Origin of the sequence: Priestia flexa NBRC 15715 (assembly GCF_001591565.1) — a bacterium.
Taxonomy (GTDB): domain Bacteria; phylum Bacillota; class Bacilli; order Bacillales; family Bacillaceae_H; genus Priestia; species Priestia flexa.
Genome location: NZ_BCVD01000106.1, coordinates 1 through 14474, shown reverse-complemented (window position 1 = coordinate 14474; position 14474 = coordinate 1). Strand labels below are relative to the sequence as shown.

General features: G+C 38.4%; 13 protein-coding genes. 12 read left to right on the top strand and 1 reads right to left on the bottom strand.

What is annotated here, in order from left to right; all coding sequences use genetic code 11:
* The first annotated feature begins 152 nt into the window (after nt 1-152).
* Nucleotides 153-1052, top strand: coding sequence for an arginase (gene rocF / locus BFL01S_RS15550; protein WP_025911471.1), 900 nt, complete (start codon nt 153-155; stop codon nt 1050-1052).
* A 38-nt stretch (nt 1053-1090) separates the two neighbouring features.
* Here rocF and BFL01S_RS20120 read toward each other — a convergent pair whose 3' ends face one another.
* Nucleotides 1091-1240: an aspartyl-phosphate phosphatase Spo0E family protein gene (locus tag BFL01S_RS20120; protein ID WP_100346476.1), complete on the bottom strand. Its 150-nt coding sequence runs from the start codon at nt 1238-1240 to the stop codon at nt 1091-1093.
* Nucleotides 1241-1408: 168 nt separating this feature from the next.
* Between BFL01S_RS20120 and sigW the strand changes: the two genes are divergently transcribed.
* The 11 genes from sigW (at nt 1409) to BFL01S_RS15495 (ending at nt 14375) form a co-directional block, all read left to right on the top strand.
* The gene (gene sigW, locus BFL01S_RS15545) at nt 1409-1972 is read left to right on the top strand and encodes an RNA polymerase sigma factor SigW (protein WP_025911472.1); all 564 of its coding nucleotides are present in this window, start codon (nt 1409-1411) and stop codon (nt 1970-1972) included.
* A 12-nt stretch (nt 1973-1984) separates the two neighbouring features.
* Complete coding sequence (locus tag BFL01S_RS15540) at nt 1985-2602, top strand: anti-sigma factor family protein (protein WP_061786224.1); 618 nt, start codon at nt 1985-1987, stop codon at nt 2600-2602.
* A gap of 191 nt (nt 2603-2793) precedes the next feature.
* Nucleotides 2794-3615, top strand: coding sequence for a diadenylate cyclase CdaA (cdaA, locus tag BFL01S_RS15535; protein ID WP_061786223.1), 822 nt, complete (start codon nt 2794-2796; stop codon nt 3613-3615).
* On the top strand, nt 3608-5074 hold the full coding sequence (locus tag BFL01S_RS15530) for a CdaR family protein (protein WP_061786222.1): 1467 nt from the start codon (nt 3608-3610) through the stop codon (nt 5072-5074). The genes cdaA and BFL01S_RS15530 overlap by 8 nt, the downstream gene beginning before the upstream one ends.
* A gap of 34 nt (nt 5075-5108) precedes the next feature.
* A complete protein-coding gene (glmM, locus tag BFL01S_RS15525) occupies nt 5109-6455 on the top strand; it encodes a phosphoglucosamine mutase (RefSeq protein WP_025911477.1) in 1347 nt (448 codons plus the stop codon).
* A 424-nt stretch (nt 6456-6879) separates the two neighbouring features.
* On the top strand, nt 6880-8682 hold the full coding sequence (glmS, locus tag BFL01S_RS15520; RefSeq protein ID WP_025911479.1) for a glutamine--fructose-6-phosphate transaminase (isomerizing): 1803 nt from the start codon (nt 6880-6882) through the stop codon (nt 8680-8682).
* A gap of 428 nt (nt 8683-9110) precedes the next feature.
* Nucleotides 9111-10691, top strand: coding sequence for an L-lactate permease (locus BFL01S_RS15515; protein WP_061786221.1), 1581 nt, complete (start codon nt 9111-9113; stop codon nt 10689-10691).
* A gap of 78 nt (nt 10692-10769) precedes the next feature.
* Entirely contained in the window at nt 10770-11477 is a 708-nt protein-coding gene (locus BFL01S_RS15510; RefSeq protein WP_025910564.1) for a FadR/GntR family transcriptional regulator, read from the top strand.
* A 41-nt stretch (nt 11478-11518) separates the two neighbouring features.
* Complete coding sequence (locus BFL01S_RS15505; RefSeq protein ID WP_025910567.1) at nt 11519-12235, top strand: (Fe-S)-binding protein; 717 nt, start codon at nt 11519-11521, stop codon at nt 12233-12235.
* 17 nt (nt 12236-12252) lie between these two features.
* A complete protein-coding gene (locus tag BFL01S_RS15500) occupies nt 12253-13677 on the top strand; it encodes a LutB/LldF family L-lactate oxidation iron-sulfur protein (protein ID WP_025910568.1) in 1425 nt (474 codons plus the stop codon).
* Nucleotides 13677-14375, top strand: coding sequence for a LutC/YkgG family protein (locus BFL01S_RS15495; protein ID WP_035321018.1), 699 nt, complete (start codon nt 13677-13679; stop codon nt 14373-14375). The genes BFL01S_RS15500 and BFL01S_RS15495 overlap by 1 nt, the downstream gene beginning before the upstream one ends.
* Nucleotides 14376-14474: the final 99 nt, after the last annotated feature.

The following is a 14474-nucleotide window of genomic DNA, read 5'->3' as shown; positions in this document are numbered from 1 at the left end:
AATTACATAAATTATTCACCTCTAAACAACGGTTTAGAGGTTTTTTTGTCTCTTTTTAAGTTGTATATATATTCAGAAAAGTGTTGAGTTGAGCCATCCTTACTTTTAGCTATACAATAGAAGTATGAAAGATAAAAAGGGGAGAAAGAGAAATGAAAAATGTATCAATTATTGGTGTACCAATGGATTTAGGCCAAACACGTCGAGGGGTAGACATGGGGCCAAGTGCGATTCGTTATGCGGGAGTAGTAGAGCGAATTGAAAATATTGGTTATGTGGTTAAGGACGAAGGGAATATTGAAATTGCTCCTGCAGAAAGAGTACATAATGATTTAAAAACAAATTTAAAAAACTTGAAGGCTGTAGCAGATGCTAGTGAACGATTAGCGTCTAAAGTAGATCATGTTATTACAAATGGTAATTTTCCACTTGTACTTGGTGGTGATCATAGTATTGCTATTGGAACGTTAGCCGGTGTTAGCAAGCATTATGAGAATCTTGGAGTTATTTGGTATGACGCACATGGAGATTTAAATACGGCTGACACTTCTCCATCAGGCAACATACATGGAATGCCACTAGCAGCTAGTCTAGGCATTGGGCATCCAACGTTAACAAATATTTTTGGATACATGCCAAAAATTAAGCCTGAAAACATTGTGATTATTGGTGCACGTTCTTTAGATGAAGGAGAAAGAGAATTAATTAAAGAGATTGGCATTAAGGTATACACAATGCATGAAGTTGATAGACTTGGAATGGCACATGTTATGGAAGAGACAATTTCTTACTTGAAAGATAAAACAGATGGAGTACATTTGTCACTCGATTTAGATGGTTTAGACCCTCATGACGCACCTGGAGTAGGAACACCTGTTATTGGAGGAATTAGCTACAGAGAAAGCCATCTAGCTATGGAAATGCTAGCTGAATCTAACGTCGTTACTTCAGCTGAGTTTGTAGAAGTTAATCCCATCTTAGATGAGCGTAATAAAACAGCAACGGTGGCTGTTGCGTTGATGGGTTCTTTATTCGGCGAAAAATTACTATAAAAAAGAATCAGCTCTTGTTGTTGACAACAAGGGCTGATTTAGTTTGATTGCTTTGTATATTGGTTTAATAGTGTATCTAACTCTGAGCTTAACCTCAGTACCTCTTTAGAACATAGAGATGTTTGTTGTGCAGTATTTAACATCATGTGGCGATGCTCTTCAATTCGTTCCAGTAAATTTTTCTCCATCAGCGACATTCCTCACTTTATAATAGTCTTTTACTTCATAAATATCCCAATTTAAAAAATCTTAAACATAAACATCAAATTTTTGTTAAAATAATTAAGCATGAATGAAACTTTAATTAGAAGTAAACGTATATATACTATCCCGCAATGGGCGGAGGTCACTTTTACATGGAGTTATTATTAAAGCGGAAAATAAAAAAAGTAAAAAAAGGCGATCAAGATGCGTTTGCTGATATTGTAGAATATCATAAAGATAAGCTCTATCAGCTATGCTATCGCATGTTAGGTAATCGTGAAGAAGCGCAAGATGCGGCTCAGGAAGCTTTTATTCGAGCCTATGTTAATATTCACAGTTATGACTCATCCAAGAAATTTTCCACATGGCTATATCGGATTGCAACAAATCTTTGTATTGATAAAATTCGTAAAAAGAAGCCAGATTATTATTTAGATGCAGAAGTAGCTGGAACGGAAGGTCTTAATATGTACTCACAGATTGCTGCAGACCAAGCACTCCCTGAAGATGAATTAGAAAGAGGAGAGCTGCAAGACTTAATTCAATCTGAAATTTTAAAGCTACCTGAGAAATATCGTACAGTTATTGTGCTGAAATATATTGATGAACTTTCTTTGAAAGAAATTAGTGAAATTTTAGAGCTACCGATTGGTACTGTAAAGACAAGAATTCATAGAGGACGGGAAGCCTTAAGAAACAGACTTCGCCATTTGTAAGGAGTGAAAATAATGAAATGCTCAAGTTCCTATGTAAATCTAATCCATGAATACTTAGATGGAGATCTTACAAAAGAGAATGAACAGTTATTGAAGCAGCATTTACAGGAATGTGATGCATGCCAAGAACATTTTAAACAATTAAAGCGAACCATTGCTTTTGTTCAAAGCACTTCTCATATTGATACACCTATGAACTTTACGGCTAATATTATGGCAGGTCTTCCTAAAGAGAAGAGCGCTGTAAGAATGAATCGTTGGTTTACCAATCACCCATTTTTAACAGCAGCTGCTGTGTTTACGTTGTTAATGTCTGGGGCTACTTTTTCAGCATGGAATACTAACGAAGAGTTTGCAGTCTCTAAGCAGGATAACCTTGTGATTGAAAACAAGACTGTTATTGTACCAGCTGGCGAAGTGGTTAAAGGAGATGTTACTGTACGCAACGGTGATATAAAAGTAGAAGGAACGGTAGATGGAAATATTACAGTTATTAATGGTGATCAATACCTTGCATCTGCGGGGGAGGTTACCGGTGATATTGAAGAATTAGACCAAATGTTTGAATGGATTTGGTACAATGTAAAGAATGGTGTTAAAGACGCAGTTAACCTGTCAAATAATGAATAAAAACAAGTTCCCTTGACGGTAAAAATAAAGATTTGCTAAAGAATCGTCCCCGGTCATCACGACTATTGGACGATTCTTTTTGTAAATAAAAACCAATTGTTGTTATGTCTAACTAGTAGGGAATTTTAAATTTATGATATAATAAAAAAGTTATGTTTAATTGACTACATATAAATAGAGGAAGTGAGACGATGCCTTTTGGAGAGCTACCGATCTTCGCATATTTAGGAAATATAATCGATGTTCTCCTTGTTTGGTTTGTTATATATAAATTGATAATGGTCATCAGAGGTACGAAAGCTGTACAGTTACTCAAAGGAATAATCGTCATCGTTGTTGTACGCTTTATTAGTAACTTCCTGGGCCTAAACACATTACAATGGTTAATGGATCAAGCCTTAACATGGGGATTTTTAGCAGTTATTATTATTTTCCAACCTGAAGTTCGCAGAGCGTTGGAGCAATTAGGAAGAGGGAGTTTATTTTCTAAAGCTAGCCTTCCTGAAGAGGATGAACGCGCATTAACAATTGAAGCTATTACAAAAGCTACGCATTATATGGCAAAGCGTCGTATAGGAGCTTTAATTTCGATTGAGCGAGAAACAGGAATGAATGATTATATTGAAACAGGTATTCCGCTAAATGCCAATGTTTCATCAGAGCTATTGATTAATTTATTTATTCCTAATACGCCATTGCATGATGGAGCCGTTATTTTACAGCGCAATCAAGTTTCAGCTGCAGCTTGCTACTTACCACTTTCCGAAAGCCCCTTCATTTCAAAGGAGCTAGGAACTCGTCACCGAGCAGCTGTTGGTATTAGTGAAGTAACAGATAGTATAACGGTTATAGTATCTGAAGAAACAGGTGGTATTTCTGTGACAAAGAATGGTGAGTTATATCGTGAGTTAACAATTGATACGTTAAAAGAAATGCTTGAGAAAGAGTTGGTTAATACTTCAAGAGCATCTTCTTCAGCTCGTTGGCAATGGAGGTCGAAGAAGAATGGATAGATTATTAAACAATCCTTGGATCATGAAAATAATTGCGCTTCTTTTAGCTTTGATGCTTTATCTATCTGTTAGCATCGATAATCAAGATACAAATACAATCCTTGGTACAAGTAAATCATCAGGAACAGGTACAGAAACCATTACAAATGTTCCTGTGGAAGTCTCCTATGATCAAGATAATATGATTATTAGCGGTGTTCCAGATACGGTTAATGTTACTTTAGAAGGTTCTAAAAGTGCTCTTCAACAAGAAAAGCTAAAGCAAGACTTGGAAGTATATGTGGATTTAAATAACTACGGTTTGGGAGAGCACCAAGTAGAATTACAACACCGAAATATTTCGGATCGTCTGGATGTTAAAATTGATCCGCAAGTCGTAACAGTTAGCATTGAAAATCAACAATCACAAGAATTTCCAGTAGAAGCAAGCTTTGATAAAAATCAGGTAAAAAAAGGTTATAAAGCGGGCTCTGCACAAATTAGTCCAGAGACGGTAACGGTTACTGGAGCTAAGAGTCAGCTATCGCAAGTAGCCTATGTAAAAGCTCTTGTTGAATTAGATAACGTAAGTAAAGATGTAAATGAACAAGCAGAGGTAGTAGCATTTGATAAAAACCTGAATAAGCTAGATGTAGCTATTGAACCAGAAGTAGTTAATGTTACAATCCCAATTGAAAATAGAAGTAAGAAGGTTCCGATTAGCCTTGAGCAAACGGGCACCTTAGGCGAAGGAATTGAAATTACAGATCTTTCTTTAGATAAAGATGAAGTAACCGTTATTGGTGAAAAAGACGTATTAGATTCTATCTCGTCAATTGATAATATCCCAGTCGACGTGACGGGGATTTCCAAAACTTCCGAAGTAAAAGTTGATGTCCCTGTTCCAGAAGGTGCAGATAGCGTTCAGCCTAAGCAAGTTACAGTGAGTGTAAACGTAAAAAAGCTGGATGAAGAAGAGGAAGAAGAAACTGACGCAGAAGAAACCTCTGTAGCCGAAGAAGAGAAAGATGGAAAAAAGTCGTTTGAAAGCTTGTCAGTGTCATTAAATGGTCAAAACTCCAAATATAAATATGAAATTTTATCTCCTAAAAACGGAGCGGTACGAGTTGACCTATCAGGACCACAACAACAGCTAAGAAATGTTACTCGAAGTGATATTGGTATATCTGCCAATGTCGCAAGGTTAACACCTGGTGAGTTTTCGGTTCCTATTTCTTTAACGGTTCCAAGCGGGATTGAAGGCACTCTTTCTACAAAAACGCTACGAGTGAAAGTTAGTGAAAGAAACCCTTCAGATGAAGAAGAACAAAACCCTTCTGAACCACCAGAAGAAGGCGGTAATAATAATCCGGACGAGCCTTCTGATCCGTCTGATAATACCGGATCTAACGAAGAGGATGAAGGTAACGTTGAAAACAATGCAAGTAACGAAGAAAGTGGCTCATCATCCGCAAATTAAATATACACAATGGACATAAAAGGAGAGAAAAAGAATGGGTAAGTATTTTGGAACAGACGGTGTAAGGGGTGTTGCAAACAGTGAATTAACACCTGAGCTTGCATTTAAAATTGGTCGTTTTGGAGGATACGTATTAACAAAAGATACAGAACGACCAAAAGTCCTAATCGGTCGCGATACGCGTGTATCAGGGCATATGTTAGAGGGAGCTTTGGTAGCAGGTCTTCTGTCTATCGGAGCGGAGGTAATGCGCTTGGGTGTAATCTCAACTCCAGGTGTTTCTTACTTAACAAAAGCGCTGGGTGCACAAGCAGGGGTTATGATTTCTGCTTCACACAACCCAGTGCAAGATAACGGAATCAAGTTTTTTGGTCCAGATGGATTCAAGTTATCTGATGCTCAAGAAAATGAAATTGAAGCATTAATTGATAATCCAAAAGATGAGCTACCAAGACCTGTTGGTAAAGATCTTGGACAGGTAAATGACTATTTTGAAGGCGGTCAAAAATATCTTCAGTATCTGAAGCAAACAATCGATGAAGATTTTTCTGGCTTACACGTTGCGCTTGACTGTGCACATGGTGCGACTTCATCTCTAGCAGCACATTTATTTGCAGACTTAGATGCTGATATTTCAACAATGGGTGCATCTCCAAATGGATTAAATATTAACGAAGGTGTTGGTTCTACTCACCCTGAAGCATTATCAGCATTTGTGAAAGAAAAAGGTGCGGACGTAGGATTAGCTTTTGATGGTGACGGAGACCGACTAATTGCAATCGATGAAAATGGTGACATTGTAGATGGCGATCAAATTATGTTCATTTGTGCAAAGTATTTATTTGAACAAGGGCGTTTAAAACATAACACGCTTGTCTCTACGGTTATGAGTAACCTTGGATTCTACAAGGCTCTTGAAGCAAACGGAATTGAAAGTGCTCAGACAGCGGTTGGAGATCGCTACGTGGTAGAAGAGATGAAAGTACATCAATACAATTTAGGTGGAGAGCAATCAGGTCATATTATCTTCCTTGATTATAACACGACAGGAGACGGTATGTTGTCTGCGATTCAGCTTGTAAACATTATGAAGGCAACAAATAAAAAATTATCTGAACTAGCAAACGAAATGACAAAGTTTCCACAGCTGCTTGTAAACGTGAGAGTAACGGATAAACATCACGTAACTGAAAACGAGAAGGTAAAAGAAATAATTACCGAAGTAGAAAAAGAAATGGCTGGAAACGGTCGCGTTCTTGTTCGCCCTTCAGGTACAGAGCCACTTGTGCGCGTAATGGTTGAAGCACCAAGCCAAAATGAGTGTGAGACTTACGTAAACCGCATTGTTGAAGTTGTAAAAGAAGAAATGGGACTAGAGTAATTCATCATTCTATGCATAAGCAGTGACCACATGAGCTGCTTATGCATATTTTTATATTATGCCAATTGTACAAAGCGGCACGCAAAAAGGCCTGTTTTTACTATTGGTAATAAAGATAATTGACGATTTCTTATGCTTTGTTGTAAGATTAAATCTGTTCGTCTCTAGTTTACAAAAGGAGGGAATGTTAAAAATAATTTAATATATGTAAAAGCGCCTGAACTAAGTCTGAGACGACAGTGGCTTAGTTGACGAGGAGGAGGTTTATCGAAGTATCGGCGGATGCCTCCCGGTTGTTGATTATCACAATCGAAAGCTTAATGTGAAAAACAAAGGGGTGACTCTTTGGACAAACGCATTAAGAAGATAATCGTTATTGTGAAGAAGGTAACGTTCTTCATTACTTTAAGGAGGATTACAATCTATGTGCGGAATTGTAGGTTATATTGGAACTCAAGATTCAAAGGAAATTTTATTACGTGGTCTTGAAAAATTAGAATATCGTGGATATGACTCAGCGGGTATTGCAGTTGTTAATGACGGTGGCGTACACGTATTCAAAGAAAAAGGACGTATTGCTGAACTACGTCAATCAGTCGATAATAACGTTGTAGCACCAGCTGGTATCGGTCATACGCGCTGGGCAACACACGGTGTTCCAAGCCGTGAAAATGCTCACCCACACCAAAGTCATAACGGTCGCTTTACGCTAGTTCACAACGGAGTTATTGAGAACTACGCAATCTTAAAGCGTGAGTATTTACAAGATGTTGAATTCAAAAGTGAAACGGATACAGAAGTAATCGTTCATTTAATTGAAAAAATTGCAAGTGAAGGATTAGAAGTAGAAGAAGCATTCCGTAAAGCGGTAAGCTTACTACACGGTTCTTATGCACTAGCATTAATTGATAATGAAGATAAAAACACAATTTATGTTGCTAAAAATAAAAGTCCGTTACTTGTTGGTTTAGGTGAAGGCTTTAACGTTGTAGCAAGTGATGCAATGGCGATGCTACAAGTAACAAACCAATATGTAGAGCTAATGGATAAAGAAACAGTAATCGTAACAAAAGAAGCTGTTACAATTAAAACATTAGATGGTGAAGTAGTAGCGCGCGATCCTTACACTGCTGAATTAGATGCAAGTGATATTGAAAAGGGTACGTATCCTCACTACATGCTAAAAGAAATTGATGAGCAGCCTCTAGTAATGCGTAAAATCATTCAGCAATATCAAGGTGCTGACAATGAACTTCATGTTGATGAGGATATTGTAAAAGCAATGAACGACTCTGATCGTGTATATATCGTTGCTTGTGGAACAAGTTACCATGCTGGATTAGTAGGAAAACAATTCATTGAAACTTGGGCGAAAGTTCCAGTTGAAGTCCACGTAGCGAGTGAGTTTTCTTACAACATGCCACTTTTATCTGAAAAACCACTATTCATCTTTATTTCTCAAAGTGGTGAAACTGCAGATAGCCGTGCAGTTCTTGTTCAGATTAAAGAGCTTGGTCACAAAGCATTAACAATTACAAACGTTCCGGGGTCAACTCTATCTCGTGAGTCAGATTACACGTTATTATTACACGCTGGTCCAGAGATTGCTGTTGCTTCTACAAAAGCATATACTGCTCAGCTAGCAGTACTTTCAATTCTAGCAGCAGTAACTGCACAAGCACGTGGCATTAAGCTTGATTTTGACTTAATGCAAGAACTAGCGATTGTTGCTAATACAATGGAAGTTCTATGTGACGATAAAGAAGAAATGGAAAGCATCGCTCTTCAATTCTTAGCAACAACGCGTAACGCATTCTTCATCGGACGTTCTGTTGACTATTACGTTGGATTAGAAGGTTCTTTAAAGCTTAAGGAAATCTCTTATATCCAAGCAGAAGGATTTGCTGGTGGAGAGTTAAAGCACGGAACAATTGCGTTAATTGAGAACAATACGCCTGTTATTGCCCTTGCAACACAAGAGCATGTAAACTTAAGCATTCGCGGAAACGTAAAAGAAGTAGTAGCGCGCGGAGCTAATCCTTGCATTATCTCAATGAAGGGCTTAGAAACAGAAGAAGATCGCTATGTAATTCCAAAGGTACACGAAACATTAGCACCTTTAGCAGCGGTTATTCCATTACAATTAATTTCTTACTACGCAGCACTACACCGTGATTGTGACGTAGATAAACCACGTAACTTAGCTAAGTCTGTTACGGTTGAGTAATAGTTAATCGGGTTTTTAAATCATATAAAAAGAGAGTAACCTGTTGGTTGCTCTCTTTCTTTTTGTGTTTATATTAGTGAAAATTACAAAAAAGTAAATTTATTCTATGTTAAAATTAGGATAGATATAAAGGAGGTTGAGAATGAAGATATTTGCCTGGTTTTTAATTTTATTTCATATAGCTGTTGCACTCTTCTGGATAGGAAATTCTTCTTACCTCTTTTCAAAAGGTGAAGTAATGAAAATAGATACTCGTTAAAAAATGATAAACGAATAAAAATTACTGCTAACCTTGCTTTTATGATAAAAATGCAAAATTCCCCATTGTCTATTTATGAAATTTATGTAACTATATTAATAAGGTCATCAGATGACCTTATTAGATATGAGCGCTTAATAATATAAGGCAACTAGGGGGAAGGGTTTATATGTTATTGTTCATTGCGCTAAGTGCGATCATTGCGCCATTTTTGTTTCTTGTAGTTCTAAGGATGTCAGCTGCTAAAGGAATGGCATTGAGTTCAATTATCGTCATATTGTTAGCGCTTACTATCTGGGGGATGGAAGGGAAAGTAATTTTAGCATCAATTTTTCAAGGAATACATAAAACATTTACGATTTTGTGGATTTTATTCGGTGCATTGGTATTGTTGAATACCCTTCGAAATACGGGTGGAGTTGTTCGAATCAATCAAGGCTTTCAAAGCATTTCAGCTGATATGCGTGTCCAAGTAGTTATTGTAGCTTTTTTATTTGGCTCACTTATTGAAGGAGCCGCTGGTTTTGGGACACCGGCGATGGTGACAGGCCCGCTATTATTGGCTCTGGGTTTTCAACCACTGGTGGCCGCCACCATTGCGCTAATTGCTGATAGTACAGCCGTTATGTTTGGAGCAGTGGGGACGCCAGTAGCAGTCGGACTCAGTAATATTCCAAGCGCAGATATTAATTTCTTTAAAGAAATTGCGGTGCAAGTCACAAGTTTAGACTTATTGGCGGGTGTCTTTATTCCATTTATTTTAATGGTTGTATTAACCACATTTAGTCGCAGTGGTATAAAAGATGCGCTGCAGATGTTTCCATGGACGTTCCTCATCGGAATTGTATACACGGGAAGCGCATTTCTGATTGCAAATTTCTTTGGGCATGAATTTGTCTCTATTTTAGCCTCTCTTATTACGTTAATTGTAGCAACTTTGACAGCAAAGAGAGGAATCTTATTACCTAAGGGAGAATGGAAAAAGGTAATGAGGAAAGATTTCAAGATAGCGGAAGATAAAGCGGAAATGGGCATTTTAACAGCATGGGCACCGTATATTATCGTTGTAGTCTTATTGCTGTTGACTAGAGTTATCCCAGGACTTAAGCAATTTGCGTTAACTGCTATTGACTTAACCTGGACGGATATTTTAGGAGTACAAGGTATTGTTTCTAAGTGGGAATTTTTATATTCTCCAGGAACGATTCTAACTTTGGCAGCTGTGTTTGCTTTTCTTATTCAAAGAAAGTCTTATAAAACATTTTTGCAAGCATCAAAAGAGTCACTAGGTACAATGAAAATCACAGCGATTTCACTCATTGCAACGCTTGCGATGGTACAGGTGTTTGTTAATTCCGGACTGAATCTAAACAATTTAAATAGCATGCCAGAATATATTGCAGAATCATTAGCGAGTTCTTTGGGGTCAGTCTGGATTTTTGTAGCGCCATTCCTTGGAAAACTTGGGGCGTTCATTACTGGGAGTGCAACGGTATCCACATTAACCTTTTCACCAATTCAGTACAATGTTGCCCAAGCAATTGGCTTAAACTTAAACACTGTTTTAGCAGTTCAGCTCATTGGTGCTGCAGCGGGAAATATGATTTGTGTTCACAATGTGGTGGCTGCTAGTGCTGTTGTTGGTTTATCTGGTAAAGAGGGGGAAATTATTCGCAAAACGTTAGGAACAGCAGTTGTATATGTAGTATTAGCGGGTATAGCGGGGTTTCTCTTTTTAAATGTTTTTTAAATAAGAAAAGCAGGGTTCCCATTGTATTCTCTTATAAGTAAATCTATATAATAGAGGGATAGATGGGAGTTGAATGAAATGAACTATAAACGTGTTCGTGGAAAAAAAGCATATGAGGAAGTAGCTGAAACACTAATTGAATTAATTAAAGCGGGAGATCTAAAGCCCGGTGATAAATTAGAGTCTGTTGAAAAGTTAGCAAAAAGCTTTGATGTAGGGACGTCAACTATTCGCGAGGCTTTAAGTGGCTTACGTACAATGGGGCTAGTAGTAGCGAGGCATGGAGAAGGTACATTTGTAAATAACTTCGATCCTTCTAAATTCCAGTTGCCTGTTAACATTGCTTTTTTAATGAAGATTGAAGATATTAAGGAACTTTACAAAGTTCGTGAAATTTTAGAGCTAGGTACGGTAGCTCAAGCAGCAGCGGTGCACGAAGAAGAGGACCTATTAGCGCTTGAGAAAGCATTGATTGTAATGGAGAATGCAAGTGGGAATGAAGAGTTAGCATCAAGCGCTGATTTAGACTTCCACTTGGCCATTGCGAATGCGACACATAATAAATTACTTATTAATTTAATGAGCAGCGTGTCGTCGTTGATCTCTGAGACGATTCAAGAAACGAGAAAAGTATTCTTATATTCAGGTAATACAGTGGAAGATTTAAAAGTAGAGCATCGAAGAATCTTTGAAGCTATTAAAAATAGACAGCCGAATGAGGCGAGTGAAGCGATGCTTGAGCATTTACAAAATGTTCAAAGCCGCCTCTTTACATATATTGAATGATGTAACGGGCTGTTTACCAAATTTCTGAGAGGTGAGCAAGTATGAAAGTTTCCTTATTTAGTACATGCCTAAGTGACATTCTTTTTGCCAATGTCGCTAAAGATACGCTTGAAATCCTGGAACGATGCGGCTGTACAGTTGATTACCCTATGGAGCAAACGTGCTGTGGCCAACCAGCGTATAACAGCGGATACTTACAGGAAGCAAAGCAGTCAATGAAGCAAATGATGAAAGCTTTTCGTCATTCTGAATATATAGTTGGACCATCAGGATCATGCATTAGCATGTTGAAAGAGTATCCGGCTGTGTTCAAAGGAGATGTAGAATGGGAGAAAGAAGCAGAAGCTTTTGCAGCTAAGTGCTATGAGATTACTGAATTTCTTGTAGATGTATTAAACGTTACAGATTTAGATTCTTCGTTTAAAGGAAAAGTCACGTTTCATTCTTCCTGTCATATGAAACGACTGTTAGGAGTAAAGGAACAGCCTAAAGTACTGTTGAGAAACGTAAAAGGTGTAGAATTAGTTGACTTACCTTGTGAAGAAGATTGCTGTGGGTTTGGTGGTACGTTTGCTGTGAAAAACTCTGTTATTTCACAAGAGATGGTCAGTGAAAAGTCACGCCACGTATCAGAAACGGAAGCAGAGTATTTAGTGGGCGCTGATATGGGATGCTTAATGAATATTGGCGGTCGCATGAGTCGTGAAGGAAAAGAAGTTAAAGTCGTTCATATTACGGAGATTTTAAACACTCATTAAGAAACGGAGGAATGGAGATGAGCGTCAAAATTGGTGAAATTCCATACAAAGAACGAATTCAAAAAGGAATTGCAGATGATTTCATGAGGCAAGCTGTTTCCTCCGCTCAAGGAAGACTTCGAAATGGGCGATTGAGTCAGGCAGAAGCATTGGGAAACTGGGAAGATTGGAGACAGCTAGGTTCTGAAATTCGCACGCATACATTAGAGAATCTAGACTACTATTTGCAGCAACTAAGCGAGCAAGTAGCTAGACGAGGAGGAAATGTCTTTTTTGCAGAAACAGCAGAAGAAGCAAATGAGTATGTTAAAAGTGTGATAAAAAAGAAGGAAGCGAAAAAAGTTGTTAAATCAAAATCGATGGTAACGGAAGAAATCGGTTTAAATAAAGCGCTCGAAGAAGTAGGTGCTGAAGTTGTTGAATCTGATTTGGGCGAATGGATTTTACAATTGGATGAAGATCCACCTTCCCACATCGTAGCTCCTGCTCTTCATAAAAATAAAGGGCAAATACGAGAAACGTTTGCTAATAAAAAAGGATATGATGGCTCAGATACCCCGGAAGAGCTAGCAGCGTTCGCGCGAGAACAACTTCGTCAAGATTTTTTAGCGGCTGATGTGGGGGTTACAGGATGTAATTTTGCTATTGCAGAATCAGGTGCTATCACGCTTGTTACCAACGAGGGAAACGCAGAAATGGTCACAAGCCTCCCGGACACTGTTATTACAGTAATGGGAATGGAAAGAATTGTTCCAACTTGGGAAGAGATGGAGATACTTGTTAGTTTGCTAACGCGAGCAGCGGTTGGACAAAAGCTAACGAGCTATATCACTGCTATTACAGGGACAAGGCTTGATGAAGAAGTAGATGGTCCAGATGAATTTCATCTAGTTATTGTAGACAATGGCCGCTCGAAAATTTTAGGAACAGAATTTCAATCAGCACTTCACTGTATTCGCTGTGCAGCCTGTATTAACGCATGCCCTGTTTATCGTCATATCGGAGGGCATGCTTATAACTCAATTTACCCAGGACCGATTGGTGCAGTCATTACGCCGCTTTTAGAAGGCTATGATGATCATAAAGAGCTTCCATATGCATCGACGCTATGTGCAGCGTGCTCAGAGGCATGTCCTGTTAAAATCCCACTGCACGAGCATTTGGTTCGCCATCGTCAAATCATTGTGGAACGAGAAAATAAAGCACCTATGGCTGAAAAGCTCATGATGAAGGGATTTGCGAAGTGGTCAGCAAACCCATCTCTTTATAACTTAAGTGCAAATCTCGCTAAGCCTGCTCTTAGACCATGGACAAAAGAGGGCATGATTGAAAATGGACCGGGCCCATTGAAAGATTGGACGAGTGTACGTAATTTCTATGCTCCTGAAGGTCAGTCGTTCCGTGCTTGGTTTAAGCAACGACAGAAGGAGGGGGAGTCATAATGATACAGAATAGAGAGGCTTTTTTAGATAAATTAGCTACTACTTTAGGTAGAGAAAGAAGAGTCGAAGGTGTACAGCGTCCAGACTGGAGCGTTACACCACAGCATGACGTATTTAAAGATAAGACACAGGATGAGCTTGTCGATATTTTACAAGAGCATTGTAAAGTTATTCACACAACGTTTAAGCGAACAGGCCGTGAAGGGTTGCTTGGCGTTCTTGCGGAAACAATTAAAGGCTATAATGGGAAGTCGTTGATTACTTCAAACGACTTGCGACATGAGGAATACGGGTTAATGGACTTTTTTGATAGAAATGCTGAAGATCTTCATGTCCATATTTGGGAGGCTGAGAAGGGTAAGGTAAATCAACAAATTGCAGAAGTAGCTGACGTAGGTCTGGTATTTAGCGATGTCACGCTTGCAGAGTCAGGAACGGTAACGCTCTTTCATAATAAAGATCACGGCAGATCAATTAGTTTGCTACCGAAAACGTTTGTTGCGATTATTCCCAAGAGTACGCTGGTACCTCGAATGACCCAAGCAGCTACGCTTATTCATAAAATGCAGACCCAAGGTGAAGACGTGCCTTCTTATGTGAGCTTTATTACTGGACCAAGCAATAGTGCTGATATTGAGATGAACCTGATTGTTGGTGTACACGGTCCTGTCAAAGCAACTTATATTGTAGTCGACTAACTTCTAGTGGGAATTTCCGTCTAATAGTTATGAAAAGGCTGTTTTTTAGGTAAGGTTTTATACTAGTGTGCTATAGATTTTGGTAAAGAGACTGAGACA

Bases quoted from the DNA above. Each gene is read 5' to 3' on its own strand.
- glmS (WP_025911479.1), top strand. From the start codon at position 6,880: ATGTGCGGAATTGTAGGTTATATTGGAACTCAAGATTCAAAGGAAATT.
- sigW (WP_025911472.1), top strand. From the start codon at position 1,409: ATGGAGTTATTATTAAAGCGGAAAATAAAAAAAGTAAAAAAAGGCGAT.
- BFL01S_RS20120 (WP_100346476.1), bottom strand. From the start codon at position 1,240: ATGGAGAAAAATTTACTGGAACGAATTGAAGAGCATCGCCACATGATG.
- BFL01S_RS15500 (WP_025910568.1), top strand. From the start codon at position 12,253: ATGAGCGTCAAAATTGGTGAAATTCCATACAAAGAACGAATTCAAAAA.
- rocF (WP_025911471.1), top strand. From the start codon at position 153: ATGAAAAATGTATCAATTATTGGTGTACCAATGGATTTAGGCCAAACA.
- BFL01S_RS15530 (WP_061786222.1), top strand. From the start codon at position 3,608: ATGGATAGATTATTAAACAATCCTTGGATCATGAAAATAATTGCGCTT.
- BFL01S_RS15515 (WP_061786221.1), top strand. From the start codon at position 9,111: ATGTTATTGTTCATTGCGCTAAGTGCGATCATTGCGCCATTTTTGTTT.
- BFL01S_RS15540 (WP_061786224.1), top strand. From the start codon at position 1,985: ATGAAATGCTCAAGTTCCTATGTAAATCTAATCCATGAATACTTAGAT.
- BFL01S_RS15505 (WP_025910567.1), top strand. From the start codon at position 11,519: ATGAAAGTTTCCTTATTTAGTACATGCCTAAGTGACATTCTTTTTGCC.
- BFL01S_RS15495 (WP_035321018.1), top strand. From the start codon at position 13,677: ATGATACAGAATAGAGAGGCTTTTTTAGATAAATTAGCTACTACTTTA.
- cdaA (WP_061786223.1), top strand. From the start codon at position 2,794: ATGCCTTTTGGAGAGCTACCGATCTTCGCATATTTAGGAAATATAATC.
- BFL01S_RS15510 (WP_025910564.1), top strand. From the start codon at position 10,770: ATGAACTATAAACGTGTTCGTGGAAAAAAAGCATATGAGGAAGTAGCT.
- glmM (WP_025911477.1), top strand. From the start codon at position 5,109: ATGGGTAAGTATTTTGGAACAGACGGTGTAAGGGGTGTTGCAAACAGT.